Annotated in this window: 18 protein-coding genes and 9 pseudogenes; 12 read left to right on the top strand and 15 right to left on the bottom strand. The window is 66.2% G+C overall.

Translation table 11 applies throughout. The features are described from left to right. Positions 1–69: 69 nt before the first annotated feature. The 6 genes and pseudogenes from AB0D93_RS32620 to AB0D93_RS32595 form a co-directional block, all read right to left on the bottom strand. On the bottom strand, positions 70–1,608 hold the full coding sequence (locus tag AB0D93_RS32620; protein ID WP_362127255.1) for an AMP-binding protein: 1,539 nt from the start codon (positions 1,606–1,608) through the stop codon (positions 70–72). A gap of 15 nt (positions 1,609–1,623) precedes the next feature. Next, a complete protein-coding gene (locus AB0D93_RS32615; RefSeq protein WP_362127252.1) occupies positions 1,624–2,820 on the bottom strand; it encodes an acyl-CoA dehydrogenase in 1,197 nt (398 codons plus the stop codon). Between the two features lie 53 nt (positions 2,821–2,873). Continuing rightward, complete coding sequence (locus AB0D93_RS32610; protein ID WP_362127249.1) at positions 2,874–3,716, bottom strand: 2,3,4,5-tetrahydropyridine-2,6-dicarboxylate N-succinyltransferase; 843 nt, start codon at positions 3,714–3,716, stop codon at positions 2,874–2,876. A gap of 441 nt (positions 3,717–4,157) precedes the next feature. Next, a pseudogene (locus tag AB0D93_RS32605) lies at positions 4,158–4,628 on the bottom strand (transposase family protein); the annotation flags it as partial. A 229-nt stretch (positions 4,629–4,857) separates the two neighbouring features. Beyond that, positions 4,858–5,337 (bottom strand): hypothetical protein, encoded by a 480-nt coding sequence (locus AB0D93_RS32600; RefSeq protein WP_362127246.1) that lies wholly within the window; start codon positions 5,335–5,337, stop codon positions 4,858–4,860. A 1,829-nt stretch (positions 5,338–7,166) separates the two neighbouring features. Further along, positions 7,167–7,398 (bottom strand): annotated as a pseudogene (locus tag AB0D93_RS32595) (IS256 family transposase); the annotation flags it as partial. Positions 7,399–7,480: 82 nt separating this feature from the next. Here AB0D93_RS32595 and AB0D93_RS32590 point away from each other — a divergent pair. Further along, positions 7,481–7,921: pseudogene (locus AB0D93_RS32590) on the top strand (transposase); the annotation flags it as partial. Positions 7,922–8,065: 144 nt separating this feature from the next. On the opposite strand, the gene AB0D93_RS32585 reads toward AB0D93_RS32590, so the two are convergent. Both AB0D93_RS32585 and AB0D93_RS32580 read right to left on the bottom strand, forming a co-directional pair. Further along, positions 8,066–8,344: a hypothetical protein gene (locus tag AB0D93_RS32585; protein WP_362127243.1), complete on the bottom strand. Its 279-nt coding sequence runs from the start codon at positions 8,342–8,344 to the stop codon at positions 8,066–8,068. 216 nt (positions 8,345–8,560) lie between these two features. Further along, entirely contained in the window at positions 8,561–9,214 is a 654-nt protein-coding gene (locus AB0D93_RS32580) for a transposase (RefSeq protein WP_362127240.1), read from the bottom strand. 39 nt (positions 9,215–9,253) lie between these two features. Here AB0D93_RS32580 and AB0D93_RS32575 point away from each other — a divergent pair, with 39 nt between their 5' ends. Together AB0D93_RS32575 and AB0D93_RS32570 are read left to right on the top strand one after the other, a co-directional pair. Further along, entirely contained in the window at positions 9,254–9,538 is a 285-nt protein-coding gene (locus AB0D93_RS32575) for a transposase (RefSeq protein ID WP_362127236.1), read from the top strand. 147 nt (positions 9,539–9,685) lie between these two features. Beyond that, a pseudogene (locus tag AB0D93_RS32570) lies at positions 9,686–10,150 on the top strand (IS3 family transposase); the annotation flags it as partial. Here the strand turns inward: AB0D93_RS32570 and AB0D93_RS32565 are convergent. Together AB0D93_RS32565 and AB0D93_RS32560 are read right to left on the bottom strand one after the other, a co-directional pair. Further along, positions 10,114–10,866 (bottom strand): glycine-rich protein, encoded by a 753-nt coding sequence (locus AB0D93_RS32565; RefSeq protein ID WP_362127233.1) that lies wholly within the window; start codon positions 10,864–10,866, stop codon positions 10,114–10,116. The pseudogene AB0D93_RS32570 and the gene AB0D93_RS32565 sit on opposite strands and share 37 nt — an antisense overlap. Before the next feature lie 445 nt (positions 10,867–11,311). Continuing rightward, positions 11,312–11,386 (bottom strand): annotated as a pseudogene (locus tag AB0D93_RS32560) (ATP-binding protein); the annotation flags it as partial. A gap of 1 nt (position 11,387) precedes the next feature. Between AB0D93_RS32560 and AB0D93_RS32555 the strand changes: the two are divergent. The 6 genes and pseudogenes from AB0D93_RS32555 to AB0D93_RS32530 all read left to right on the top strand — a co-directional run. After that, a pseudogene (locus tag AB0D93_RS32555) lies at positions 11,388–12,471 on the top strand (IS701 family transposase); the annotation flags it as partial. Positions 12,472–12,767: 296 nt separating this feature from the next. Further along, positions 12,768–13,034 (top strand): DUF917 family protein, encoded by a 267-nt coding sequence (locus tag AB0D93_RS32550; protein ID WP_362127230.1) that lies wholly within the window; start codon positions 12,768–12,770, stop codon positions 13,032–13,034. Between the two features lie 29 nt (positions 13,035–13,063). Further along, entirely contained in the window at positions 13,064–13,369 is a 306-nt protein-coding gene (locus AB0D93_RS32545) for a hypothetical protein (RefSeq protein ID WP_362127227.1), read from the top strand. Positions 13,370–14,170: 801 nt separating this feature from the next. Continuing rightward, on the top strand, positions 14,171–14,587 hold the full coding sequence (locus tag AB0D93_RS32540) for a hypothetical protein (protein ID WP_362127224.1): 417 nt from the start codon (positions 14,171–14,173) through the stop codon (positions 14,585–14,587). Between the two features lie 274 nt (positions 14,588–14,861). Continuing rightward, positions 14,862–15,305: a transposase family protein gene (locus AB0D93_RS32535; protein ID WP_362127221.1), complete on the top strand. Its 444-nt coding sequence runs from the start codon at positions 14,862–14,864 to the stop codon at positions 15,303–15,305. A gap of 693 nt (positions 15,306–15,998) precedes the next feature. Beyond that, complete coding sequence (locus AB0D93_RS32530; RefSeq protein WP_362127218.1) at positions 15,999–17,159, top strand: hypothetical protein; 1,161 nt, start codon at positions 15,999–16,001, stop codon at positions 17,157–17,159. 718 nt (positions 17,160–17,877) lie between these two features. Here AB0D93_RS32530 and AB0D93_RS32525 read toward each other — a convergent pair. The 3 genes from AB0D93_RS32525 to AB0D93_RS32515 all read right to left on the bottom strand — a co-directional run bounded on the left by AB0D93_RS32525 (position 17,878) and on the right by AB0D93_RS32515 (position 20,322). Continuing rightward, the gene (locus tag AB0D93_RS32525; protein ID WP_362127215.1) at positions 17,878–19,518 is read right to left on the bottom strand and encodes a M4 family metallopeptidase; all 1,641 of its coding nucleotides are present in this window, start codon (positions 19,516–19,518) and stop codon (positions 17,878–17,880) included. A 322-nt stretch (positions 19,519–19,840) separates the two neighbouring features. Beyond that, positions 19,841–20,077: a hypothetical protein gene (locus tag AB0D93_RS32520; protein ID WP_362127213.1), complete on the bottom strand. Its 237-nt coding sequence runs from the start codon at positions 20,075–20,077 to the stop codon at positions 19,841–19,843. Next, a complete protein-coding gene (locus AB0D93_RS32515; RefSeq protein ID WP_362127210.1) occupies positions 20,044–20,322 on the bottom strand; it encodes a hypothetical protein in 279 nt (92 codons plus the stop codon). The genes AB0D93_RS32520 and AB0D93_RS32515 overlap by 34 nt, the downstream gene beginning before the upstream one ends. A gap of 468 nt (positions 20,323–20,790) precedes the next feature. On the opposite strand from AB0D93_RS32515, the pseudogene AB0D93_RS32510 reads away from it, so the two are divergent. Further along, a pseudogene (locus AB0D93_RS32510) lies at positions 20,791–21,131 on the top strand (ISL3 family transposase); the annotation flags it as partial. Positions 21,132–22,390: 1,259 nt separating this feature from the next. Next, a pseudogene (locus tag AB0D93_RS32505) lies at positions 22,391–22,715 on the top strand (ISAzo13 family transposase); the annotation flags it as partial. Between the two features lie 310 nt (positions 22,716–23,025). Here AB0D93_RS32505 and AB0D93_RS32500 read toward each other — a convergent pair. Next, positions 23,026–24,435, bottom strand: a complete 1,410-nt coding sequence (locus AB0D93_RS32500; protein ID WP_362127207.1) for a YncE family protein — start codon at positions 24,433–24,435, stop codon at positions 23,026–23,028. 699 nt (positions 24,436–25,134) lie between these two features. Here AB0D93_RS32500 and tnpA point away from each other — a divergent pair. Continuing rightward, positions 25,135–25,409: pseudogene (tnpA, locus tag AB0D93_RS32495) on the top strand (IS200/IS605 family transposase); the annotation flags it as partial. 232 nt (positions 25,410–25,641) lie between these two features. On the opposite strand, the gene AB0D93_RS32490 reads toward tnpA, so the two are convergent. Continuing rightward, entirely contained in the window at positions 25,642–26,718 is a 1,077-nt protein-coding gene (locus AB0D93_RS32490; RefSeq protein WP_362127377.1) for an acyl-CoA desaturase, read from the bottom strand. Positions 26,719–26,731: the final 13 nt, after the last annotated feature.

The following is a 26,731-nucleotide window of genomic DNA, read 5'->3' as shown; positions in this document are numbered from 1 at the left end:
AACGCCTCTGCCCAAATGGTCTGACGCCGTGTGCCCCTCGCTCTCACGGGAGCCGTGTGCCCCTCGCTCTCACGGGAGCTGTCGGGACCGGTGGCGCAGGAGCTTCTTGTCGGGTTTGCCGGCGTCGGTCAGTGGCAGGGTGTCGACGATGGTGATGCGGGCGGGTTCGTGGAGGGTGCCGCGCTGTTCGCGGACCAGGGTGCGTAGGTGGCCGGTGTCGGGCCGGCTGCCGGGGGCGGGCACGACGACGGCGTGCACCTGCTCGATGCCGTCGGTGTCGGGGACGCCGAAGACGGCGCTCTGCCGCACGTGGGGGTGGGAATTGAGGAGGTCTTCCACCTCGGAGGTGTAGACGTGGCCTGCGCCGGTGTTGATCATGTCTTTCAGGCGGTCGACGATGGTCAGGTAGCCGTCGTCGTCGAGGTAGCCGATGTCACCGGTGTGCAGCCATCCGTCCCGGAGGACTTCAGCGGTCAGTTCGGGCTGCTTCCAGTAGCCCATCATGAGGGTATCGGTGCGCACGCAGACCTCGCCGGCCTGGCCGGCCGGCAGCATCCGGCCGGTAGTGGTGTCCCGGATGGCCAGCTCGCAGCCGGGCATCGCCTTGCCGACAGAACGCAGCCGCTCGGGGCGGGCCGGATCGTGGTCCTGCGCGTCCAGGACGGTGACGATCCCTGCCTCGTGCTGGCCATAGAGCTGAACCAGCACCGGGCCCAGGCGTGCTACGGCGTCCGCAAGCCGGCTGGGGGAAGCCTGGCAGCCACCGTAGGTCAGGCGGTTCAGGCTGGAGGTGTCCGCGTGCTGCGCGCGGGGATGGTCGATGATCTGGTAGAGCAGCGGCGGCATCAGAAACAGGTCGGTGATGCGCTCGCGCTCAATGGTGTCAAGGACGGTGGCCGGGTCGAAGTCGTCGAGCAGGATGGCACTGCCGCCGCGGCGCAGGACCTTGTCGGTCATCAGTCCGGCGGCGTGCGCGATGGTGGTACACACCAGCAGTCTCGGCGGCTTGCCCGGCTCGGTGGGCAGGTCGGGGCCGAACGGCCGGCTCTGGCCGTAGCTGATGCAGATCCCTTTGGAGTGGCCGGTGGTGCCCCCGGAGTGGCGGATGGTGCGGACGTCCTGCGGCCGCGCCCGGCAGGGGAAGGGGGCGCCTGTTTGGCGGGCGGCGAGCGCCAGCAGGTCCGTGCCCACAGGCGCGGCACCGAGGACCAGGACGCGTTCGACCGGGGCCTGGGCGGTGATCTGTGCGGCGCGTTCGGCATGGCGTGGGTCGGTGATGAACGTGTGGGTCTCGACGTCGCGAGCCATGGCGGCCTGGGTGCTGGTCGGCAGCTTGCCGTACAGCTGAGTGAGCCGGCAGCCGAGCAGGCTGGCGGCGTAGCGGACGGCGATGGCTTCCGGCAGGTTGTCGGTCAGCAGGGTGACAGTGTGCCCGCGCTCGATTCCCTGGGCGTCAAGGGCCCAGGCCAGGCGGTGGGTGAGACCGAGCAGTTCGCTGGCGGTGAGGCGCCGGTGCTGGTGGACGAGGGTGACTCGTTCGGGGTTCATGGTCAGGGTGTCGAGGATCTGCTCGGCCTCGGTACGAAAGGGCTGTGCTGTGGTGGGCATGTGCGAGCTCCTCGGTCAGTGGCGGGTGAGCTCTCGGTGGTCCCTGGCTGGCTGATCGGCGTTCATCAGGGAGTGGGCCAGGACGCTGTAGAGGGTGTCGTTGGGGCCGTCGGCGATCCGCAGTCCCCGGATGTCCCGCAGTCGCTTCTCCATCGGGCTGGTCCTGGTGTAGCCCTCGCTGCCGTGCAGTTGCAGAGCGAGGTCCACGGCACGGTAGGCCGTGTCAGTGCCCAGTGCTTTGGCGGCCGAGCATGCGGCTGTGTCGGTCTCGCCTTGGTCTATCCGCTCCAGCAGTGTGAAGCACCAGGAAGTGGCAGCCTCGACCTCGGCCGCGGCTGCTCCCAGGCGGGCGGCCACGGACGGAATGGCGGCCAGCGGGGTCCGGCCCACCGTGCGGCTGCGGGTACGGTCAGCGGACTCCTGGATCGCTGCTGAGGCTGCGCCCAGGCAGACCAGGGACATCATGAGCCGCCAGGCGGAGAAGTGTGCATCGAAGATGCGCCGGCCGTCGCCGGGTGCCCCGAGCAGCAAGGCCTTGTCCAGGCAGACATCGACGAGGTGCAGGTACCCAAAGCTCCATCCCCGCATACCCAGCGGATCGGCGGTCTCGGTCAGGACGCCCTTGGTCTCCGTCGGCACCCAGACTGCGGACAGGGGCACTTCACGCAGGTCTGCTGTCTCGGCCCCGGCTCGGTCGACGATCTTGCCGAAGACGACGAATCCGCATGCCTCCGCGACCCGGCTGATCAGCCCCTTCGTGCCTGAAAGCACAAGGCGGTCGCCGTGATCGACCAGGACGGTGCGAAAACCGCGCAGATCCGATCCGGACTGGGGTTCGCTGGATGCCACGCCGGCTAACTTTCCCTGCTTGACTGCCAGTTCGTGTATATGACCGGCAAGTTCCGGGGAGCCGTAGCGTAGCGGCATGGCGGCATGACCGCTGCTGAAGACGTCCCGTGCGTCGCAGTCTCGCTGCCCGGCCAGGAACATGGCGATCCCCTGGGCCACCCGTCCCAGTTCCGCCTGTTCGATGTCGATATCGGTGAGCCGGGCCTGAGCGGCCTGCTCACGCAGTGCGAGCCAGTCCGGCCGGCCTTCCGCCTCGCACACCGGTGCGGGCAGGTGCGTGTCAAGAAAGGCCGTGATCCGCGACGTCAGTTCCGCGAGCTCGGGGTGACGATTCAGGATTGTGGTAATGCCGCCGACAGGCACAGGTATGAACTCCTTGGTGATAACAGGCAGTCGATCAGTGGGTTGCGCGGACATCAGAGCGTCACAGGCTGGGCGCGTACCGCGTCGTTGAGCCTGGCCTTGTCATGCCGCTCGCCCTTTTTCAGACGCTTGATCACCAGCAGGCATGGCAGACCGAAGGTGCCACCGTCGAACTCGCGTGGTCGGCTGGCCGGAACGGCCACCGTCCACGGCGGAACCTCACCCCGGCTGATCTCCTCGCCGGTATCAGCGTCGATCACCGGAATGGTGTCGGTCAGCAACGCACCCGCACCCAGCAGCGCGCCCTCGCCGACCCGAGCACCGCTGTAGATCATCGACCGAGCGCCGATGAACGCGTCATCCCCGATCACTACCGGCTTGGCCATGGGAGGTTCGATCATCCCGCCGAGGCCCACCCCGCCCGACAGATGCACATTTCTTCCGACCTGGGCGCAGGAGCCGATCCCCACCCACGAGTCGACCAAAGTGCCCTCACCCACGTAGGACCCGATGCCGATATGGCTGGGCATCACCACCACCCCCGGTTCCTGGTAACTGCCCCGCCGGATGACCGCACCGGGCGAAACCTGCACGCTCAGGGCCTCGATCCCCGACTTCAACGGGATCTTGTCGGCACACTCGAACGGGCCGAACCGCGTCATGCTGGGCTTCGCCTGCTGGTACAGCAACACAATCGCGCACTTCAGCCACTCATTGACAACGATTTCGTCGTCCATCAGCTCGGCGACCCGCACGCGTCCCCGGTCCAGGAGACCGATCGCCGCATCCACCGCGGCCACGGCCTCGGCCGAGTGCACCACTGCCTGGTCCCGGCACCCCCACAGCTCCTCGATCTCGCTTTGTATGGAGGCCACATCGCAATCCCGGTCGCGCATGCGCCACATCCCCGTTCTGATCGGAACTCATGTAACTTCTCCCTGGAGTTGAGCGGACTCCAGGACCCCGCCGCGCGGCCGTTCGCCGCCCACCGCATGTGGCGACGGCAAGCCAACCACGCCAACGGCCTGCCCAACGCCCGCACAAGCTCCGAACCCCTTTGGCATTCGCCAAAACGGTCTTTCAGAAGCCGTACCTCTATCGACGAGACGGTTCTGATCGGACATCACCCTTGGCTGGGCGGTCTCGGCCAGGTGGATGCATGAGTACAGGGCCCCTTGGCGGCTCGGGTTTGCGAACACCCGAGTGTTAGGAGGCCCGTTCATCCCCTTCGTCCACCGATCGGCCGACTGCGACGTGCCTGCGCCTGCGCCTGCCTCCAGACCTCCGCATGCCAGGAAAAGTGGGAAAAGGCGTCATTGCAACTATGCGCGTGGTACACAGATCCGGATGATCCGGTGGGTGCGGGCCGCTGCCAGGTCGTGAGCGCGACCGGGTAGCACAGGCGAGATCCACAGCAGCCACCCCGCCGGGTCGGTCATCACCTGCACGTTCACTCCGTGCCGGCGGTGCTTGTGGGAGTAGTCGGCGCGGCTGTCGCCGACCCGGTCGCACTCGGCAAGCATGCCGTCCAACAGGACGTAGCCGGGGTCGGCTTCGCCCACCGCGCGCAGGAGGCCGGGCGCGCGATCGGCGAGCAGACTGATCACCGCGGCCGTGTAGGCGTGGGCGGTGCCGATCGAGATTCCGAAGCCGGCCGCAAGCTGCGCGAGAGTGATGTGCTGGCGCAGGTACACCAGACCGACCAGAGCACGCTGGTGCGGTGGGAGCTTGCAGCGGCGGTCACCCTCGCGGGTGAGATGCCCTGCCGGACTCGTCCGGCAGGGCATCTCATCGCCCCCCATGCTCATCCCGAGCGGCAACTCCATGCTCATCTTGAATGGCACCCAACACCTGGAGTGCGTCTGCCTCGGGGGTCATGTCCGGGTCCCCGTAGGCACCAACTGCAGAGGCTGGACCAGCCGCCATGGGACCCGGCACGTCCGGGCCCTCGCATCGCTGCGGCGCATTGGTGGCGAGGGTGGTCACGTGGTGTCTCAGGGTGGGGGCCGGTTGTGCCCTCACCGGCCTTGGGGCCTGTCAGACGGTGCCGTTGTACGGACTGGCAATCACGCAGAAAGCGATCCCGTCGATGCTGTGATACTCCGCTGTCGCCGGGTCAATCGTGGCGTGGAGGCCCTGATCCGCCGCAAGCCCAGCGGGGAAGCCCGTGGAGCTGTCGTAGACCCATGCGTTGGCGATGCCCGCCAACGCGCTATGGACGATCACGGCACGGGCGGCGTAGGGACCGGTGATGCTGAAGTTGAACACTTGACCCGCCGGGTCCAGTTCCTCGGTGGCCTGAATTTGTCCGGGGCCCCCGGGACCCTTGAACATCGTGACGCTGTTGGGCCCTTCCACGTCGACCTGTTGGCTGCCCTTCCCCAGGAGGCTCTGACAGGTCGAGCCGTTCGGAACCTGTCTGGGGTTCCCCTGCTGCGCTGCCGCCGTGCCCGTTGCGACGGCGAGTGCGACGGTGGTCGCCAGCCCGGCGCTGGCGAGCCGGGCTCCCCATCTCACTCGCCTTGACTGTGTCATTACTTGGGTAGCTACGCGCATGACGAGCGCTCCTCCTTGTGGCTTGGATACCCGAATCTCGGGCACCGGACCTCGACGCCGCGGCCTCTCGGGCCTCCTCGTTCGGTAGTACGAGGCTGGAATGTCAACCGTGTCCGGGCGTCTTAGTGTTGACATGATGGGGCCACCATCATTCTTTACGACTGCCTTTCCTAATTCATTTAGGCCTCATTAAGGGGCCGGAAAGGTGAACGGCAGCGTTGCGACTGCACGGGATTGAGGTCGAGGGGGAGCTGACGGACTTTCAGACCGTTGTCCGAGGTCAGCGTGCTGTTGCGCTCGACGTGTCAGTGTTCCCGGTGCGACAACAGGTGCGACCAGACGACTGGCGTCCTCCCTGCGGCATCGCAACCGAAAGGGGCGCCCAAAACCGCCCGACCACGGCCGGCCGAGGGTGACCTGAGGCCGTGGACCGGAAACTCACCCCCGCAAACGGTCGTTGGTCGACGACTCAGCTTCGGCGCCGCGAATTGGGCATGGTGCGGTGATCGTGCATGGCATCCCTGGCGGCCGGCTGCCCTGGGGGCATCCTGCTACCTCACCGGCATGCCGCTGGGGCGACGAGGCCGTCAAGGTGACACACCGACACATCTGCCGTGTGACGTGGGGCTGTCAGCCGGGGAAGCGGCGGCGGTCATGCTTGGTCGATCGGTTGGTCAGCACGTCGGCACGGCTTGACGATGTCGCTCTTGACTGCGGCGTGGACGAGCGGCAATGACGCGACTTCTTCCACCATCCTCGCGACCCCAGGCATCCTGCCAAGGCGGAAGGCCCTGACTCAGGCCTTTCTCAGCTCGCTGTCCGGCGCGGAGACACGCCGCCTCAACCGCTTCCCCTCCCACCAGATCATCTCACCCCGACCCAGTCGCCGGACTGGTGACCAGCGACGACGTGGCCGAAACCGTGCCTCGCGCAAGTTCACCATGTTCCGGGCATCCGGCCGGACTGATCAGTCCATCTAGATCATCCTACTACTCCTAGTTAATGATTAGTGGCGTGTTGCAACCCAAAATAGGAACAGTTCGGACCGGTGCGGTGCAATCTCCTACTCGGCTTTCGGTTTCGGAGTCTCCAAACCGAGGGGAACGAGGGAGTAAACGTATGAAACCTGACAGCATGACACGGGTTCGGACGGGGCCACTGACTCGGAAGAACCAGTGGACAGTAGGCGGAGCGATCACCTCGGTCGCGCTGGCCCTCGCGACCGGAGTGGCCAATCCTGCCGTTGCCGCCGCACAGGGTGATCTTGAACGATTCGACGGACCAACGGTACATGTGGGTCGGGAGACAATCGGGGTCAGTACGGCACTGTGTCCGGCGCGCTACCGGGCGATCTCCTGGGGTTTCGCATCCAGTGAGAGAGAGCCTTTCGTCATCCCGATCACGGCCCTCAGGGTGGAAGGTACCAGGGAGGGTTGGTCCGTCACTGGCGTGAACACGTCGAGCACTGCGGGCACCTTCATCCGGGCCTCCGTGTACTGTCAGCCGCCGGCGTAGTCAGATCCGCCCGGTCAACCAGGTGCTCAGTGCTGGCCTGGCACGGGCACGCCGAAGCTGTTGGCAACGGACCATCAGACATCGGCGAGCGTCACCACGCTCTCAGATGTTCGTCGAGGGCATGCCTGCGCTGTGTCGGTCGCTGACGGGATCAGGGCGAACACGGTTGTGTCGACTCCGGTGGACGCAAGTGTTCCGCGCCTCGCATACGGCCGATTGCGAGGCTGAGGCCGGGGCTCTGAGCAATCGTCAAGAGTTATGGACCAGCGGGTCTTTCAGGCTGCAGTGACTTCGGGGCGTTCGACGAGGTAACCGTTCTTGAAGCGGGCGCCGTTGCGGACGAGGGAGACCAGATGGGGCGCGGTGATCGCGCGCCGGCGGGCCCGGCCGGACTCGACGAGCTTGAACACCATCGCCGGGGCCGCGGCCGGACTACCGGCCCCCGCGGGTTACTTCGGTCCGCAACTGCACGGTGCTGAAAGTGCTCCCGATGCGTTTTGTCGTGCGCGAGCAATGCTCAAAACCTGCGGATCGGCCTCGGGAGGGGTGCTTCGCGAAAAGGCGGAGGGCGTACCTTCCCCAATGATCGATGCCAAGGTCACCGAGCAGAGCCGCGTTGCAGCACGAGTCGGGAGGCGCGCCCGAGCTCAGCGTAGTCCACAACGACGGAACCACCGAGACCGGATCCCTGATGGACGACATCGTCCGCGCGGGTGCCAGGCGGATGCTCACCGCAGCCCTGAAAGCCGAAGCCGACCAGTCCATAGCCGAGTTGGCCGGTGAGCGGGAGGAGACCGGCCGCCGTCTCGTGGTCCGCAACGGCCATCATCGGGAACGGACGGTGAGCACCGCTGCCGGGCCGGTCGCGGTGAAGGCGCCCCGCGTCAACAACAGGCGCGTCGATGTGGAGACCGGTGAGCGCAAACGGTTCTCCTCGAAGATCCTCGCGCCGTGGTGCCGCAAATCCCCGAAGATCAGCGAGGTCTTGCCCCTGCTCCACCTCCACGGACTGTCCTCCGGGAAATTCGTTGCAACCGTCCCACCCCCAGCCCTCTGCCCTACCAGCCCAGATGACCTCGGTGACCGCCACGCCCGTAGTCCGCATCGAGGCGCACTGGGTGGCCCCCGACGTTCCCTTGGTATGGAGTACCTCTAGCCTCAAAACACCGGCAACTTAGGGCTTTGGTGTTTGTTTGACCCGTTTGGGTTTGGTGGCGCCAACGAGGGTGATGCCGCGATGGGTGGGCGGTCTGCAGCCCGGTGGGCGGCGCGTTTGAGTGGTCCGTTTCTGGTAGCGGCCTCGTCCTGGTTGGGTGAGGAAGCCCTGGCGGGTGAGGCGTCCGAGGCGGCTGCGGGTGATGTTGACGGATGCCTCGTCGGTGGGCATGTCGAGGAGTTCATGCAGCTCACGGTCTCTGAATACCCGGCTGGGGTGCTGGTTGAAGGCGTTCACGATGGCCTGGTAGGCGGTGCCCGTCTCGGGCGGCCGGGTTCGGCTCCTGCCGGCGCGACCTCCGCATGACCTTCCGGGCGGTGTCCAGGTCCGCGAGTCGCGCCTCGGTCTCGGCCAGGAAAGCGGTCAAGTGCTCGGTCTGACCGCGTAGTTCTGCAGCTCCGGCGGTGACCTCGTCGTGCTGGACCTGGAGGCCGGCGAGGAGTTCCGCGACGTTCACGCGGCCAGTCCCAGAGAGTCACGCCACGCGGGACTCGGCGTGGTGAGACCGCGGGTCATGTTCGCGGTGGAGGCTCGGACGGTTCCTATCTCACTGAGATCTTCGACCGCAGCGACATCCACCACTCCCGCCGCGGGGTGCCAGTACGTGCGGTGGAGTACACCATCGCCGGCCATGAGGGACAGTTGCTCGACCACCGGCAGCACGAGGTCTTTGCGGACTCGCCACAGCAGGTCCGCCCCCGTGGCCGCGGCTGTGCGCCACAGGTCCACGCTGTAGAAGCCGCGGTCGGCCAGCAGCAGCATCCCCGGCCGCAGGGACCCCAGAACCGCCCGGGCCAGAGCCTGCTCTCCGGTGCGCAGAGCTCCGATCGCAGCATCGAAGACGGCATGGGTGCCGCACTCCACCAAGCCGACCATGCGCAACTGCCGGTAGCTGACGTCCTGTTCACCGCGCCCGGAACGGGGAGGACGGCCGAACGCCTCCACGTTCGCCTTCATGTCAGGCAGGTCAAACGTGGTGCCGTCGATCGCGATCAACCGCCAGTCGCGGTAGAAGGCGCCCTGGGTGCCGGTGTGGCAACCGGACGACACACCCTCGCGAACAGTTGCCGCAACGGCGCCAGGGCCCTCCCCCTTGATCGTGGACACCTTGACACTGGATCTTGAGTCCAGGGAGAGGAGTCCCGGGTGGGAACCTACAAGTACTCGGCGGAGTTCCGGGCCGACGCGGTGGCACTGGCCCGTTCGTCGGGCCGGCCTGTCTCACGCATCGCCGCCGAGCTCGGCGTGAAGCACGAGACGCTGTGGCAGTGGATCAAGACGGCGGAGAAGGCCGAGAGGCCCGAGGCGGTCGAGGCGTCGGCGAAGGATGCGGAGATCGCGGCCTTGCGCAAGCAGGTGCGCGAGCTGGAGATGGAACGTGACATCCTGCGTCGGACGGCCAAGTATTTTGCGGGCGAGACGAACTGGTGATCCGCTTGGAGTTCGTTGCCGACCATCGCGGCGCCTTCGGCGTGAAGCGGCTGTGCACAGTGCTGGACCTGTCGAGGTCCAGGTTCTACCGGTGGCTGAAGACCGCGCCGGCGCGCGCCGCGAAGGAAGGCCGCGGACGCCGCGCTCACCCGGCGGATACGCAAGGTCCATGCGGAGTCCGGGAGGACGTACGGGGCCAAGCGGATCACCGCCGAGTGCCGCGCCGGCGGTGTGATGGTGAACCGCAAGCGCGTCGAGCGGCTCATACGCCAACACGCAATTCAGGGATGGATGTTGAGGCGGCGGCATCGAACCACCATTCCGGACCCCGCCGCCCAGGCGGTACCCGATCCGCTGCGGCGCGACTTCACCGCATCCGCTCCCAACCGGGCCTGGGTCGGTGACATCACCTATCTGCCCACCGTCGGCGGGAAGTCTCTGTATCTGGCCACCGTCATCGATGTCTACTCCCCATCGCCTGCTGGGCTGGTCGATGGCCGATCACATGCGGGCCGAGCTTGTTACCGACGCGCTCGATGCGGCCGTCCGCACTCGCGGCGGACAGGTGGCCGGCGTCATTTTTCACAGCCACACGAGGCGACGGGTTGCTGATAGGAGATCACGATTCCCGGTCTAGTCGTGGTCAGGACCGGGGCACGGCCCAGGGACGAACCACCACCCCCACCACCTGCGCTGAGGTTGGCACCCATGACATTGAAGCCGCCGCCGCCACCGCCAAAATATCCGCCGCCGCCACCGCCGGGACTAGCAGCACCGGGAGCGCCTCCGGCACCGCGCACACCGGGCGAACCGGGAGTCGCGCCGCTCCCGCCTGCGCCGCCGGCGGTGGCCGTCCCCGCTCCACCACCGCCGGCGGCGGGGCAGGTCGCGCTCCCGCCCGGCTGACCGGCATCGCCGCCCTGTCCCGTCGCACATCCGAACAACGCAGCGCCTCCCCCTCCACCAGCGGCCACGATGACCCGGGAATCCGTGGTTGTCAGGGGAACCGTCCGCGGCCGGGTACGTACATCCGACGCCCCGCCACCGCCACCGCCGACTGTGCTGTCGGCGCCGCCGTTAAAGCCACCCCTACACTGAGCGGGGCCCACGCAATTGCCACCCCCGGCGGCATTGCCGCCGACCTCTACGTAAAGCGTCTGCCCGGGGATAAACCCCGCGCTGCGCGAAACCACAGCACCACGACCACCGGCCGTACCGTCGGCACCTTGGCCGCCATGGCCACCGACCGCCACGACGGACAACTCCGACACATCCTCAGGTACCAGGAACGTCTGCTCCGCCCCTGTGAAGACGAAGAAGCACGTCATCGTCCTCGCACCCGACGCGAAACAGTAGGGCTGCGCAACAGCACTGCCCGGCGCCGCCATCGGCACCAGCACAGCTGAACACAGCACCCCCGCCGCCACCCACAGGCGTCCACCCCGACCCCCACCCGGGCCCCGGCCCGCCCAGCGCCTCCGAGCCCCCGCCACACCGGAATCCGACCGGCCCACGAATGACAGCGACCGCAACACCATCTACTCCCCGAAACGGTAGAAAGGTACACAGCGGCAGCGAGCTGCCGGGCCTCACTCTGAAGCAGGCAGCACACCCTCACCCACAGGCACGCCGCACCCAGGCCGTAGAGCACCCGTATGCTCCCGCCGCCCCCTGGAGGGCGATGTGGCGGGCGCCGGCCGACCTCTTCGCCGCCTCAGCGCCCGACGGCACGAGCCTCGAGGACCGTGCCGGTGCGCCGCGCCGGTTTCCACTGCTGTTGCCGTTGATCGAGACGACCTCGCAGTGGTACAGGAGGCGGTCGAGGATCGCGGTGGCCAGGACCTCGTCGCTGTGCCGGGCCGTCTGGGACGCCGATGCCGTCCGCGATGACGTGCGCGAATACGTCGTCGAGCACCTCCGCGACGACGCTGCGGTGCTGATCATCGACGAGACCGGCGACGTGAAGAAGGGCACTCACACCGTCGCCGTTCAGCGCCAGTACACCGGCACTGCTGGCAGGATCGAGAACTCCCAGGTCGCGGTCTACCTCGTCTATGCAGGCGCGCGTGGACACGCAGCGGTGTACCGGGAGCTGTACATCCCGCGCTCCTGGACCTGCGACCCGCACCGCTGCCGGGCCACAGGACTCGGCGAGGACACCGTCTTCGCGACCAAGCCGGAACTGGCCCCGCACGATGATCGAACGGTTCCTGGACACCGGGCACCACGTCGGCTGGGTCACGGGTGACGAGGTCTACGGCGGCAACCCGAAACTGCGGGCGGCTTTGGAGGAGCGCGGCATCGGCTACGTCCTCGCGGTGGCCTGCTCGGCCGAAGTGGCCACCGGCGCAGGGAAGTTTCGCGCGGATGCCCTGGCAGCGAAGCTGCCGAAGCGGGCCTGGCAGAAGCTCTCGGCTGGACGGGGCGCGAAGTGGTGCCGCTTCTACGACTGGGCGGTCATCGACCTGGCCGACCCCGGCCCAGGCCATCAACTGCTGATCCGCCGCAACCGCGTCACAGGCGAACTCGCCTACTACCGCTGCTTCTCACCACGGCCGGTGCCGCTGACCGAGTTGGTGCGGGTCGCCGGATCCAGACGGCGTGTGGAAGAGACCTTACAGACCGAGAAAGGGCTGGCCGGGCTCGATGAGCACCAGGTCCGCCGCTACCCCTCCTGGACCCGCTGGGTCACCCTCGCCATGCTCGGCCACGCCTTCCTCGACGTCGTCCGTGCCGACGAACACACCCGCCGTCCCGGACCGGCCGACCTGGCCCCGCTGTCCTGCAACGAGATCCAGCGCCTGTTCATCACGCTCGTCGTCCGGCCGGTCCACGACACATCCCACCGGCTCGGCTGGTCCGACTGGCGACGACGCCATCAAGCCCGGTCCCGCACCAGCCATTACCGGCGACAAGCCACATCCCAGACATGAAAATCACGATCTACAGCTGGAGTATTAGGGCTATTCGGATGACTATGGGGAGCGGCGCCGTCCGGGCGGGGAATGGCGGCTTTAGTTCAAGCTGTCATGGTATGGGTGGCGCCCGGCGCCGGATCCCTCGTTCCACAGAAGCGGAGAGGATTGTCGTGCGCGACCTCGCGGTTACTGATGTCGCCGACCTTTCCGGGGGAGCCGCAATTCTTGGCTCCGGTGGGGCGGCAACCCCTACATGGGGAATCTGATTGCCGAGCGCACCCCTTGCCGACAGCGCCCGGTGACAGTCGTGGATGTTTCCGAGGTGCCAGCGGACGCGGTGGTGGTGCCCGTATCGGTCATGGGGCGCCTACGATTTTCAGGAACTTCTATTGGCGGGCGCTGAGCTACGCCGCGCAATCTCGGGAGCAGGGACTGCAGCCGGGCGCAGCGTCACTCACCTGCTGGCTGCCTATATCGGCGGTGTGAATGCCATCACGCCCATTGCCCCAGCAGCCGAGCTGGGTCTGCCACTGGTGAACGGCGATCTCATGGGGCGGCGTTCCCAAAGCTGTCGATGACCCCGGTGGGCCTGAGGAAGGCCCCGACCGTGCTGGCCGACGACCAGGGCAATGTGGTCACTCTGGACACGATGAGTGGGGAGTGGTGCGAGCGGATCGGCCGGGCTGCGGTCGTCGCCATGGGCGGGACCGCCGCCGTTGTCGACCCCGTCTATTCCGGTAGGGAAATGGCATCGCGTGTGGTGCCGGGCTCGCTGACACGCACCCAGCAAGACTACGCCACGACCTTTTCCGGGCAGAGCCCACCTTTTGTGCCATCCTCGCTGCCCACGTCCGAAGAAACATCCCCGATCCGCCTGCCCATGATCAAGATTCCCGCAGCGGATCCAGACTGAACGCTTATTGCGCAGCTGTCAAAACTTTTTACGCAGCAGCTATTCTCATGGCTTTAGTCGCCTCTTATGTAATCCTCAGGCACACCTTGGGACGACTGGCACCTTCACGTAGTACCGGAGAAGGCCACTCACCCACCCTCACCGCCGAATAGGAGTACCGCCATGTCAAGATACCGGGCATGGAAACGGTCCGGACGGACACTGACGCTGCTAACTGCCTCGTCCGCGCTGATAGTAGGGCTGGCGACATCGGCATCGGCGGAGACGTCGCCCACCACAGCGGAAATCATGGCCGACTGCCAGTCGGGCGTAGCTCATTGCACCTTCGGAGACGGAAGTCCCGTCATGGGTCAGAGCCCCGGCGGCGACCTCACAAGTAAAACATACCTCGGCAATAGGAAGCCGGTCTCAAGGATGGTGCCCAACTGCGACCCCGACATTCAGAGACAGACCGTGTCCTGGGCCCAAACAACGGGCACAACTGACACCTTCGGCGTATCGATCAGAGTAGAGACTGACCTTTTCGACATCCTCAAGACCTCGGTCGAGACAAAGTACGAACACTCGTGGCTGGATCAAAAGACAGTTACCGAGACCTACAATAATGACGTGCGGCCCGGATGGTTCGGCTGGGTTGAACGCGCCCAATTGATGGCTAGCTACACGGGAAGGTGGCGGACCCATTACGACTCCCCCAAGTGGGGCCACTACTACTGGGCTACCCCCTACGACACCGTCACTGGTCCCGCCCCTGAAGGGCAGGACGGGCAGACCAGCCAGTTCTCGTGGCAGAGCCGTCCAATGACCCGCCCAGAGATCGTTGCCAACTGCCCCTACTGGACCTTCCCGCGGGGGGTCATCGACGCCGGCACCACTCTCAGGGCGGGCTGGCAGTTCCAGTCAAACCTCACCCGCATAGTCATGCAGAACGACGGGAACCTGGTGATCTACCGCCTGCGTGACGGCAAGGCCATCTGGGCCACCGGCACCTGGGGCCACCCGGGCGCGTACGCCGTGATGCAGAACGACGGCAACTTCGTCATCTACGACGCGAACAACCATTTCCTGTGGAACACCAACACCGCTGGCACCCCCGACAACGCCGGCGCCTGGGCCGTACTGCAGGACGACGGCAACTTCGTCATCTACAAGTCCACCGGAGGGCCCACCAGGGGGCAGGCCCTGTGGGCCACCAACACCACCGCGGCAGCGAAGTAACGACCTAGCCGCACCTGACTCCGCCCGGTACCGGGCGGAGTCACCCGGCCGCACGGGGTCAGCCACCTCTTCGCCTCTCATTGCGGGGCGATGGCTAAAATTTCCGATTGCTGCGCCAGCCCACAGGCAAATGCGGCCGCCCCCTGCTAGGAGCCTTTTCCACGTGTACGGCTGGTGTGTGAGGTACTGGTGGCATGTTGACGGTGACGTGACGAACGGGGCATCCGCCGGTTTGGAGAGTCGCCAAACATAGCCTTACCTGCGGAGATGCCCCGTGTTCTCCTATCCTGCCGCATGCGACCTCGATGAAGACCTCCTCGAACTGGTGACGATGGTGATCGTCGCGTGCCACGGTGGCCGTGCGTGCAAGCTGCGTCCATATGATCGGGCCCGGTGCACCCTGGTCTACCTGCGTAAGCACGACACCCTCGAACAAATCGCCGGTGGCTTCGCGATCGGCGTGGCCACGGCCTGGCGCTATGTGAATGACCCGATCGGGCAACTCGCCGAGTTCGCCCCCTCGTTGACGCAAGCGCTCACGAGTCACCATGCGAGAGGCTGCGTGCTGCTGGACGGCACCGTCGCAAAGACCGACCGCGTCGCCGCCGGGGGACACTTCTCCGGCAAGGTCCGACGCGAAGACGTGAACCTGCAGGTCATCACCGCGGAAGAAGGGAAGCTGCTGCGGCTCACCCGCCTTGCCCGGCGGCACCCATGATGTGAAGGCCGCCCGGGAACACGGCATCACCGAGGTCTGCGCCCAACTGATGAGCGGGTCAACATCTGGCTGGAACAGCGTGATGCCGAGATCCGCGGCATGCAGCGGGAGATCGTGGCCCTGGAGGCCCAGCCCGCAGACAGCACCACCGCCGTCCGCGGTGCCGGCGCCCTCGGCCGTAAAGGGAAACAGGAAGCATGAGCACGCGGCCGACGGACCCGATCCCGCCGACCGCCCCGACTGCGGGCCGGCGGATCGCCGCCCTGCGGAAGGCAACCCAGGACAACATCAGCAGGCCGTTCAACGCACGGAGGCGGGCATCCGGCGGCTGATCAAGGAGGGCGGAGACACCAGCCGGGGGCACGTGCAGTCACCACCCAGGCGCGAGGGGGAGGGGCCACTCGTGGCAGGAAGGCCGGTACCTCGGGTGGATCAGGTTGACGCGTTGAGGGCCGCGGGGCGCGCACGCTCCCGCCCCCTTAGATCCGCACCCACAAGCCCGGGAGGGCAGAGTTGTCAAGCGCTCGGCGGGACCTTTGAGGCGATTGTAAAGGACTCTTACGCACTGTGCCGTGGTCGCCGCCGTCCCTGCTGTTGCTGCAAGCATACGTTCATCCCCTGGCGGCAACCGCTCCGCACGCATCGTACGCAGAGGACGGCCGACCGCCTCCTTGATGAATGGAGGGATGGCGCATGCTGAAAATTCGAAGCTGGACGCGACTCAGGCGAACCATGGCGGCAGCAATGGCGCTCTCGGCCGGGACAGGAATGGTGACGCTGGCAGCGACACCGTCCTCGGCGAACGACGTGATCGTGCTCGGGCAATCATACCCGTATGAGTACCAAGCGCTCCACGATTCGGTCCTCAATGCCTGCGACAGCAACGCTTGGATTAACTGTACGCTCTCCGGCTCTCTGACTGACGAGTGGGCCGCGCCCACAAAAGGCCACGCCTTCCTGGGCAAACCCACCCTTCTCGACCCGGTCAACGGCCAGTACCCGGTCCAGCAGAACTGCAGCTCCTCGCCGTTCTCATTCAGGTACACGACCCAATATTCGAACGGCATACAGGTGGGCGGCGGCCCGACCGGGGGCGTGCAGATCGGCCCCGACTTCTTCAAGGTCAGCCTCGGAGCTACACAGACGACCACGTACGTAAAGGAGACGATGAACAGCATAAACATGGAAGTACCCGTGAAGCCTGGCGAAACAGGATTCGCCATGCACATCTTTGCTCAACAGGAGTACACCGGCTGGGTCTGGTACCACCACATCAAGCCCTCATCGCCCGATGTCAGAGTCTGGGTGGACTACATAGTCACCGTCCCCGACGGCACCGACGGCGTGTACGGCCGGGACGCGCCCACCTCCAGGCCGCAGACCGCCGACGAAGCCGCCGCGTGCAAAACGGCCCAGACGAGTATGCTCAAGGCCCCGTCCACGGCGACGTACTTGAGCACGACGCCGTTGAGCACGCCGACGACTCCCGCCTCGTCGCACACCATCGCCTCCGGCACCACCCTCAGGGCGGGCTGGTGGACGCAGGGGCCCTACACCCGCCTGGTCATGCAGGGGGACGGCAACCTGGTGATGTACCGCCTGCGTGACGGTGCCGCCATATGGTCCACCCACACCCAGGGCCACCCGGGCGCAACCGCCGTGATGCAGACGGACGGCAACTTCGTCGTCTACGACGCGGCACACGTCGCCCTGTGGTCCACCCACACCCAGGGCAACTCCGGTGCCTACGCGGTGATGCAGAACGACGGCAACCTCGTCGGCTACACGAGCACCGGCGGCCCCGGCAAGGGCGGGGCCCTATGGGCCACCGGCACCAACATTACGGCTCAGTGACCACTCGGCGCACCTGTCCCCGCCCGCAACCGGGCGGGGAGACCGGGTTTCGTCAGGAAGCTCCGGGGATGCCCCCGAGAGGGGCCTCGCCCACCACCTTGCCCTCGCGGGCCGGTCCGACACCCTGCCCTCCGACGACGCAATCACACCCTCATCCACGACACCGGGCCCTGCTGTCCTCCTACACCCACGACAAGAAGTCCATCGTCAACGAGTCCTCCGCCCGCGCCGCCGTCGCCGAAGCCACCGAGGAATGACCCCACCGCACCCATGACCATCCCAGGGACACCGCAAGCGTTTTCACGTGTAGATCATGAGGGTGAGGATGGCTGCCGCGGTTGACGTGAGCCGGTTTGGGCTGATGCGGGCATGGCGGAAGACCTTCCACTGTTTTGGTCCTGGAGATCGTCCGCTCGACGGGGGCACGAAGTGCGGCGTGGACCCTGTTCGACTTCTTGTGCTTGTCGGGCAGTTCGGTGTCCGGGCGGCGCTTGACCGCCGACCGAATGCCGGATCGGCCTGCTGAAGCAGGCAAGAGGCGCGGCAACCAGGGCGACAAACTCGCCGAGCGGCACCATGAGACGCTCCGACTTCGAAGGCCGCACAAGCCACGGGCGACGGCGGCGGCATGGGCCGCAACGACGCCGACGGATGTGGGGCGTGACCGATGGGGCGGCACCCGGCCGCGGGTCAGGTGCCGCCCTTCGTGTCTACAGGCTCAGTTGACGTTGACTGCGGACCAGGCCGCCGCCACCGCCTTGTACTCGGTGCTGGAGGCGCCGTACAGGTCGGATGCCGCCTTGAGCGTGCCGGCGCGGGCGCCCCTGTAGTCGGTCGTCGAGGTGAAGTACGTGGTCAGCGCCTTGTACCAGATCTGCAGCGCCTTGTCGCGGCCGATGCCGGTGACCTTGGATCCGTCGTGTGTGGGTGAGTCGTAGCTGACGCCGTTGATCGTCTTGGCGCCACTGCCCTCGGCCAGCAGGTAGAAGAAGTGGTTGGCGACGCCGGAGGAGTAGTGCACGTCCTTGTTGCCGACGTCGGCGGACCAGTAGTCGGCGGAGCCGCCGTCCTTGCTGGGCTTGTCCATGTAACGCAGTGGTTTGCCGTCGCCCTTGATGTTGATCTTCTCGCCGATGAGGTAGTCGCCGACGTCCGCGCTGTTGTTGGCGTAGAACTCCACGCCGGTGCCGAAGATGTCGCTGGTGGCCTCGTTCAGGCCGCCGGACTCACCGGTGTACTCAAGGCCCGCGGTGTTGGCGGTGACGCCGTGGCTCATCTCGTGGCCGGCCACGTCCAGCGAGGTCAGCGGGTCGTTGTTGCCGGACCCGTCGCCGTAGGTCATGCAGAAGCAGCTGTCGTCCCAGAAGGCGTTCACGTACGAGTTGCCGTAGTGGACGCGGGAGTAGGCGCCGACACCGTCGTTCTTGATGCCGCTGCGGTTGAAGGTCTTCTTGTAGAAGTCCCAGGTCTGCTGGGCGCCGTAGGCGGCATCGGCTGCGGCGGTGGCCGCGTTGGAGACCTTTCCGTCGCCCCAGGTGTCGTTGTCCTGGGAGAACAGGGTGCCGGTGCCGTCGGAGCCGTGGTCGAGGTTGTTGGTTTTGTGGCCGCCGCGCGTGCCGTCGGTGAGGGTGTACGACGAGCCCGAGTGGGTGCTGGCCAGGTCGACCTTGCCGCTGTAGTGGGTGTTGCCGACGCCGGTCTCGATGCCCTGGTACTCAAAGAGCTTCTTGCCGGTGACAGCGTCGGTGATGACGTGCAGGGCGTTGGGGGTGCCGTCGTCCTGCAGGCCGCCGACGACCGTCTCGTAGGCGAGGACGGGCTTGCCACTCGCCGCCCATATGACCCTGCGCGGAGCCTGATCTGCGGCCGTCGTTGCGGACCCGGCCGCCTTGGCCAGGCGCAGTGCCTGCTTCTCGGCCGCGGCCGCCGTGATCTGTGGCGTGAGCGAGGCGAGCTGCAACTTCGCCATCGTCACTCTGGTCACGCCTTCGCTCTTGCCGGACTTGGAGACGTGGACGACCAGGTCACCGCCGAGGACGGGCAGGCCCGCGTAGGTGCGCTCGTAGCGCGTGTGCATGGTGCCGTCGAGGTCCCTGACGACGTCCTTGACGATTAGCCTCTCCCCGGCACCGAGACCTATCTTCCGCGCGGTTTCGGCCGCGCCGGCCTGAGCCGTCCGAATCAGGGAGGCACGCGCAGCGGCGGACAACGCGGCCGGGGCGGCGGCCAGGTGAGAGCTACCGGTAGCCGGCTTGGCCGTAGCCGTGGGAGTCATCGCCGTACCCATGAGAGCACCGGCGACAACGGCGGTGGCAACAGCCACAACGGTGCTGCGAGGACGTATGTAGCGGGGAATCACACAAGCTCCTTCTGTGGGGGGACAGTCCGGCCGGTGTGGGGCCGACCGGCAATGCTGCGGAAGCTGTCGTGTTCGTGCGGCGGCTTACCAATGAGATGTTCATGCCGCGTACATGACAAACCGCCGGCATGTGAGTTGACCGAAACGTGCCTGCCTCAAGCCGAGGAAGGAACCGCACGGACATCGCCCCGTCATGCGGGATGCGTGCTGGTTCATCACCCGGAACTGTCTCTCTGTACCGGGTGCACCCTGCGCTCAGAGCCGTGGTCAGCCTGGCGAGAGGTTGGGCGAACCGGCCATGGAGCAGGCAGCCGTTGGGCAGTCAGCCTGTGCAGGTGTCGAGCATGGAAGACAGCGCCGCCTTCTCCTTGTCGGTTGTGGTCAACTTCCACACCGACTTGATGTGCGTGTAGTCCTTGGCATACGTGCACCAGAACGCGTGATTCGTGGGCTTCCAGTCGGCCGGGCCGCTGTCAGACTTCGACGAGTTCGACGACTCCGAGGCGACCAGCAGCTGCGGGTCCTTCAGATCGTTGCCGAACGCCTTGCGCTGATCCACTGTCCAGGTGTCGGCGCCCGAACGCCAGGCCTCGGCGAGAGGACCATGTGGTCGATCGTCGCCTGGGCCACCACGGTGACCACGGTGTCGTCGTACACGGAGTACCGGGATCCGGATTCGGGCTGGCAGCGGTCCGTCTTGTCGTGGACGTTCTTGCCGTCGCGGGCCAGGACGTCCTGGCGGGTGGTGCAGCCGTCCGGCTGGGTGGACCAGATGCCGAACTTGTCACGGGCGTAGCCGTCCATCGAATGCGGCGTGGCCACAGTGAGCGCGGCCAGCTCTGCCTGGGCGGTCGCCGTCGACGGCGGCGCGGGAGGCTCCGCGAAAGCGGGAGCGGCACATAGGCCGATCAGAAGCAGAGCGGTTGCGGGTAGGCCGCGAGTGGCGTGGCGCATGAACTCTCCATACGGATTGGGGGGTTGGAGATGCCCGCCTCAGACAAGCGCAGCTGTCGAGCAGTCCGCTACGCGCGTGGATTAGAAACGACAACTCCCCCACCACGCCTTCACCAAGACCGCACGGGCCGAACGCATGCCGCGCACTCAACTGGCCGTCATCTACCCGCTCGTGTGGTCGGTCGGGTTCAAGCAGTTGCTTCCGCCTCTGTATTGCAGACTGTCTTCGTTGGCCGTGTCCCCTGAGTGGGGGAGCTCCCGGCGGACATTGCTCAGGGGACAGCGGGGCGTCGGCCCCGATGATGCGGTTGGGCCGCCGATCACCTACGGACCAAGGACACCGATCTGCTCGGGCTGATCACTGCGGCCTGCTCCGAGATGACTGAACTTGCGGCACTCATCCGTGACTTCACCGTCCTGTTGTCCCCCGACGGCAGGAACGACTCCAAGCTCACCCAGGCCCGCGGCGCCGACCTGCCCCACCTGCACAGCTTCTGCAATGGCCTCGAACTCGACCGTGCAGCCGTGAACGCCGGCCTGACCCTGCCCTGGGAGCAACGGCCGTACCGAGGGCGTCAACACCCGCACCAAACGGATCATGCGGCAAATGCGCGGGCCGTGCAGGCTTCGAACTCCTCCGCCACCGCATTCCGCTCAGCACATCACGTCACCACCGACTACGGTGCAGAGCCGAACGATTTACAGTCCCACCACCGGTTCGTCCGATCGGTCGACGCGCTCCGATCGGGCAGATGACAGGCTGAAGCCAAAGAAATGGATGAGCGCCGGGCAATCGGCCGGTCACGCTCTCGATCGCGCCATGGCTCGTGATGAGAGCAAGCACTGATCCTCACCGTCAGCGGGCACATCGCATAGCAGAATGGAGTCACTTCATGGACACTCGGGTACTCTTCCACGGATACGACCTGTACACGACGGAGGGCGAGATTTCTTCGGCAGATATCGACATGGGGATGCTCTCCAATGGTAGTACGCCCTGTACGGTGGTGGGGGCAGACTCCGAAGGATAGTGGCATTCCGTCTGTGCGAGCGATATTCAGGGACTTCCGGGTGGGGGCTATGTGTTGGTTGGTTCGCGAGACTCTGCATGTGGCCCTACACCGCTGCATCATTATGAGGCAGCGGTCGCGAGCTTCAGCACATCAGTTTCTTTCGATCTTTCATTCATGGCCGCGTGCTCGCATGTCGTCGAGTGCTGTGCCTTAACCTCGATCTTTCGTGAGGGTCCGTCGACGGGGTCGGCGGACCTTTTCGCTTTCGGGGTGGGTGGTGAGTAGGCAGGGCTTGATCAAGTTCCGTAGGTGTCCGGATCGTTGGTGATGCCCAGGATGGGGAGTGCTCGTTGGGGTAGCGGATCGCCCGGGTCTTGGCGACGTTGCCGGCTCCGAGGGTTTTCAGCACGCCGATGGCGAGGTTGCGGAGGGTCGCCATGGCTCGTGGTGCGGCGCCGGGGTGGACGGTGGAGGCGTCCTCGGCGAAGGTGACGTCCGTGATGGTGCGAGGAGTTTTTCACTCCCCAGTGACCGCGGATCGCGGTGGCCAGGTCGGCGGGCCCGGCTTGGTGGGCGTCGAGGCTGGTGACGGCGTAGATACTCTCGCGGGTGTCGGTGTGCCCACCCGGCTCGGCCCCGATGTCAGCGGGTTCCTCGGCCTCGATGAGCTCTTGCAGGACCCGCTGGGCCACTGCCCTATCGGCTCGATTTCCGTCTGCGCAGTGACTCCATCAGCCGGAGTAAGTCATGCTGGGACAAGGCCATCGCGTCACCTCTCACTCAACGGGACTTCCTACTCGGAGAGTTGCGCGATGGCCGCCCCATGACCAGGGGCTACGCGAAGATCGCTGTTACACCACTCGGCGGCAACGCCGTTGCTTTTGGACTGCGCGCACCTGTCCCGGCAGCAACTGAGCGATCTCACCGAACACTTTGGCCGTCCACGGCGACGTCAAGCGTGGATGCCCGCCCCGACTCGCTTTCCCCGACCAGGTCCTGGCGGCCGTCCTTCACCTGCGGGTCGCCCTGGCCGCGGAACCCCTCGCCGTGCTGTTCGACAGCAGCCGGACCACCATGCACCGCACAGTGCTGAAGATCAGGACACTGCTCAAGGCGCACGGCATCGTCATCCCGCCGGCGGCCACCCCGCCCGCCGCCCTCACAAGCCTCCAAGCTCGGGTTCGAACCCAGTCCGGCGGCCCCAACAGCAAGATCAAGACGACGTGTTAATGATCTGCAAGCCCTTAGGGACAGGGCGTAGACCACCGATTCGATCTGTTCCTCGTCCACCAGGGGTGAGGCACGCACGCCTCGATCGGGTTCTTGCCCGCCTCCACCAGGTTGGCGGGACGCCATCAGGCCGTCGGGGTCGTGGTCGACGCGGGAAGGCTTGGGGTGGCCCGGGATGGCCTGAGGAGCGGGGTGGCCCGCGGAAACGTCGCGGGCCCCCCGCTCCTCAGCAGAAAGCGTGCACTAGCCTGATCGCTTTGCGCACGGCCCCGAAGGCCATGCCTGATCGGTATGCCGGCTCCGGGCCGTTTCAGCGGCCATGCCGGATGGGCGGCTGGCCCGTCGAGGTTACAGCCTCCGCCAGGTCGTTGACGCGGCCTTGGTCGAGCAGCCCTGCCGAAGTGCGGGGCTTGCCGTGGTGGTTCTTCACACAGACGGTTGCGGTCGAGGGCAGATAGGTGTCGTCGCCGGCGAAGGTGGCGGTGTAGCAGGCCTTGTTGACTTGCCTGCTCCGTACCTTGCACGTGGACGTGCCCCTGCTGTTGGTCGTGCGGGTGCACAGCGTGGTGGAATCGGTGGTGAACGTAATGGTTTTGCTCTTCAGGGGCCGGCCGTCGGCGGTCAGTTTGGCCTTCAGGGTGACAACGTCATGGCCCCTGGCGCCCAGCGTGTCCTTTTCCGGCTTCTTGTCCGCCTTCAGTGTCAGCGTGGTCGGAGTCTTCGGAGTCTCGCCGACGACGCCCCTTCCGATCGCCACTGCAATGGGGAAGCCGCCGACGTTGATGGTGCCGAGGACGGTATTGCCGACGGTGTCGATCACCGACACAGTGCCCGAGGTGGTGAGGGCAACGTAGGCGCGGACGCCGTTCGGGGTGGTTGCGACCGCCACACCCTGGGGGCTGCGGCCGACGCCGATGGTGGCGATGCGGGTGTTGTCGCTGGTGCGGATCACCGACACGGTGCCCGAGGCTCGGTTGGTGACATAGACGCGGGTGCCGTCCGGGGTGACGGCCACACCCTGGGGACGCGTGTCGACGGCGACGTTTTTGAGGAGGAAGTTGCCGGCGGTAGCGATCACCGACACGTTGTTCGAGCCGCCGTTGGCGACGTAGACGCGGGAGCCGTCCGGACTGACCGCCACACCCGAGGGGCCCGTGCCGACCCCAACGGTGGTGCCGATGGTGTTGGTTGCGGTAAGGATCACCGACACGTTGCCCGAGCCGGCGTTGGTCACGTAGACGCGGGAGCCGTCCGGGGTCACCGCCACACCCTGGGGGCTCGTGTTGACGCCGACGGTGTCGATGACGGTGTTGTCGCTGGTGCGGATCACCGACACGTTGTTCGAGCCGGCGTTGGCGACGTAGACGCGGGAGCCGTCCGGGGTCACCGCCACACCCGCGGGGCTGTTGCCGACGGGAACGGTTGCGATGACGGCCGGGGGGTTGGCGGTGGTGTCGATCACCGTCACGGTGTTCGAGCCGGCATTGGCGACGTAGGCACGCCTGCCGTTGGGGGTGATCGCCACGGCGATGGGTTGCTCGCCGACAGGGGGGTCGGCGGTGATGCCGTCGGTGGCGGTGTCGATCACTGACAACGTGGATGCGCCGGTGATCAGGCTGGCGTTGGTGACATAGGCGAAGGGCCCGGTTTGCGCGGCAGCGGGCGTGGCGACGGTGATCGGGACGACCATCCCGGCCAACACCGCCAGGGCCGCCGCCAACGCCCGCACCAGCCTCCACCACGATCCCCCGCCCCCGCGGTTTCGCCCCTCACTCACGGGCTCCGGCGGCGCTGCCGATCCTGCGATACCCGACATCAAGTCCTCCTGCAGTGCACGACACCGAAGTGTTCTCATATCAAGGGCGGCGGCCGGTGCCCTGCGTAGGCCGTCCGGGATCGCCGGCGCTGATGATCGCCGCAGCCGAAGCTAGAGGCTTGGTTCGGCACATACCAGGCCAACACTCATGGACAGGGGCAAATAGTACGAGGGGAATGCCCCGAACGCCGTCTGTGGCCCTGGTCCTGCCCGACCCCGTCTGCACCAGACGCCACCACCGCGGGCCCGGCACGCCTCGAATCGGATGCAAACGCGACATACCGGCTCGCTTGCGGCCCGGCGGCCCGGACGGGATGCCCTCGGCCCGAGCTGCCCCCCACGAGCTCGTCCCAGTTCTTCTGCAACTCGCAGTTCACCGGGTTCCTGCGAGGATGCCCCGACCTTCAGGCCGGGGAGGAACCGGACTCCTGCGGAGCAGGGCAGGGATAACCGGATCGCCGTCAGGGCCATCCGGCGTCCACTCCCGCGGCGGTGATGTCGCGCCCTGAGCCGTGAAACCTCGCGGCAGTCACGTCACGGAACGGCCCAGTTCCTGGGCCTGTTGGCCGGCACGAGGTGAGGTTTCCCCGTTGCTGGGGAGGTACCGACTTCGAAGCCGAGCTGAAGCAGTTCAACGGCGAACAGGACCATGTCCACCTGCTCGTGCACTACCCTCCCAAGGTCCAGCTCTCCAAGCTGGTCAACTCCCTCAAGCGCGTCTCTGCCCGGCTGCTGCGCAAGGAGTACGACGCGCACGTGCGCCGGTGCCTGTGGGGCGGACGCTCCTGGTCCGGCTCGTACTTCGCCGGAAGCTGCGGCGGGGCCCCGCTGACCGTCGAAAGCAGTACATCGAGCGGCAACAGCGCCCCGTGGGCTGAGGTAATCAGCGCCGCCTCGTGCTCACGTGCGGGTCAGAGCGGACTTGAGACGGCCTTTACCACCGCCCTGAAGGGCGGGCGGCGCACTGGCCAAGATCAAAGGTGGAACAAGCCCAACCATCCCGTTCAAGCCCCGCCACAGCCCGGACACCGAAGCGAGAACCTTGTCGGACAAGAAGGGGAGAACTTTCAGCTCATCGCGTGGGATTTGCTCGTGAGTTGTTCGACTCGGTCATGTCTTGTGCTGCCGTCTGAGCGGTTTTCCCACGCTGTGCATGTGCGTCAAGGCTTCGCGATAGGACTGGACTAGGCCGGTCTCGTGGTAGGGGACACCGATCTCGGCGCAGTAGTCCCGTACGATCACCTGGGCCCGGCGCAGGTGGACAGTGGGCATGCTTGGGAAGAGATGGTGTTCAATTTGATGGTTGAGCCCTCCCAGCATGATGTCGGTGAACCAGCCCCCGCGCACGTTGCGGGAGGTCAGCACCTGCCGCCGCAGGAAGTCGAGCTGCTGTTCGCCAGTGATGGTGGGCATGCCCTTGTGGTTGGGGGCGAAGGTGCAGCCCAGGTACACGCCGAACAGGCACTGGTTCACGGCAAGGAATGCAAAGGCCTTATCAGGTGAGAGCACCAGGAACAGAGCCGAGAGGAAAGCGCCGTTGTGGAGCAGGAGCAGAGCGCTTTCCAGTAGGCGGTTTCGGTTTCTCATGGACGGCGAGCGGAGTGCTCGCAGGCTTGCGACGTGCAGGTTGAACGCTTCAAGGGTCAACAGGGGGAAGAGCAGATATGCCTGGTGACCGCCGATCTTGCGGAGCAGCCCATCGCTCCTACGGGCTTGCTCGGTGGACCACACAAAGATGTATGGGGAGACGTCGGGGTCGAGTTCCTCGTGGTTGGGGTTGGCATGGTGGCGGGTGTGCTTGTTCATCCACCAGCCGTAGCTCATACCGACGCCCAGGTTGCCGAACAGCTGCCCGCTGATCTCGCTGGCTCGGCGTCGCCGGAAGACCTGCCGATGGGCCAAGTCGTGCATGATCAGAGCGGTTTGTCCGAACATGACGGCCAGGAAGGCGGCTACAGCCATCTGCCACCAGGTATTTCCCAACCAGAAGAAGGCACACCACCCCATGGCGAACAGTCCGGTAACCAGACTCAGCCGTATCGTGTAGTAGCCGGGGCGCCGTTCGAGCAAGCCGGCTTCGGTGATGCGCCGGGACAGCCGGGCGAAGTCACTGCCCCGGCTTGAACCGGACAGGAGCGCGGCAGAGCCCGTAGGTTGGTGCGTTGGGGTTTGATTGGGCGATGTCATCTTTCCAAAGGCC

This window comes from Streptomyces sp. NPDC048191, from assembly GCF_040652655.1.
Classification (GTDB): domain Bacteria; phylum Actinomycetota; class Actinomycetes; order Streptomycetales; family Streptomycetaceae; genus Streptomyces.
Note: the sequence above shows the minus strand (reverse complement) of the source record. Positions and strands in the feature narration are given on the sequence as shown.

Coding starts and splice junctions, on each gene's coding strand:
- AB0D93_RS32620 (WP_362127255.1), bottom strand. CDS start 1,608: ATGCCCACCACAGCACAGCCCTTTCGTACCGAGGCCGAGCAGATCCTC.
- AB0D93_RS32610 (WP_362127249.1), bottom strand. CDS start 3,716: ATGCGCGACCGGGATTGCGATGTGGCCTCCATACAAAGCGAGATCGAG.
- AB0D93_RS32565 (WP_362127233.1), bottom strand. CDS start 10,866: ATGACGTGCTTCTTCGTCTTCACAGGGGCGGAGCAGACGTTCCTGGTA.
- AB0D93_RS32550 (WP_362127230.1), top strand. CDS start 12,768: ATGTTTCCGAGGTGCCAGCGGACGCGGTGGTGGTGCCCGTATCGGTCA.
- AB0D93_RS32540 (WP_362127224.1), top strand. CDS start 14,171: ATGACCCGCCCAGAGATCGTTGCCAACTGCCCCTACTGGACCTTCCCG.
- AB0D93_RS32530 (WP_362127218.1), top strand. CDS start 15,999: ATGCTGAAAATTCGAAGCTGGACGCGACTCAGGCGAACCATGGCGGCA.
- AB0D93_RS32515 (WP_362127210.1), bottom strand. CDS start 20,322: ATGGACGGCTACGCCCGTGACAAGTTCGGCATCTGGTCCACCCAGCCG.
- AB0D93_RS32490 (WP_362127377.1), bottom strand. CDS start 26,718: ATGACATCGCCCAATCAAACCCCAACGCACCAACCTACGGGCTCTGCC.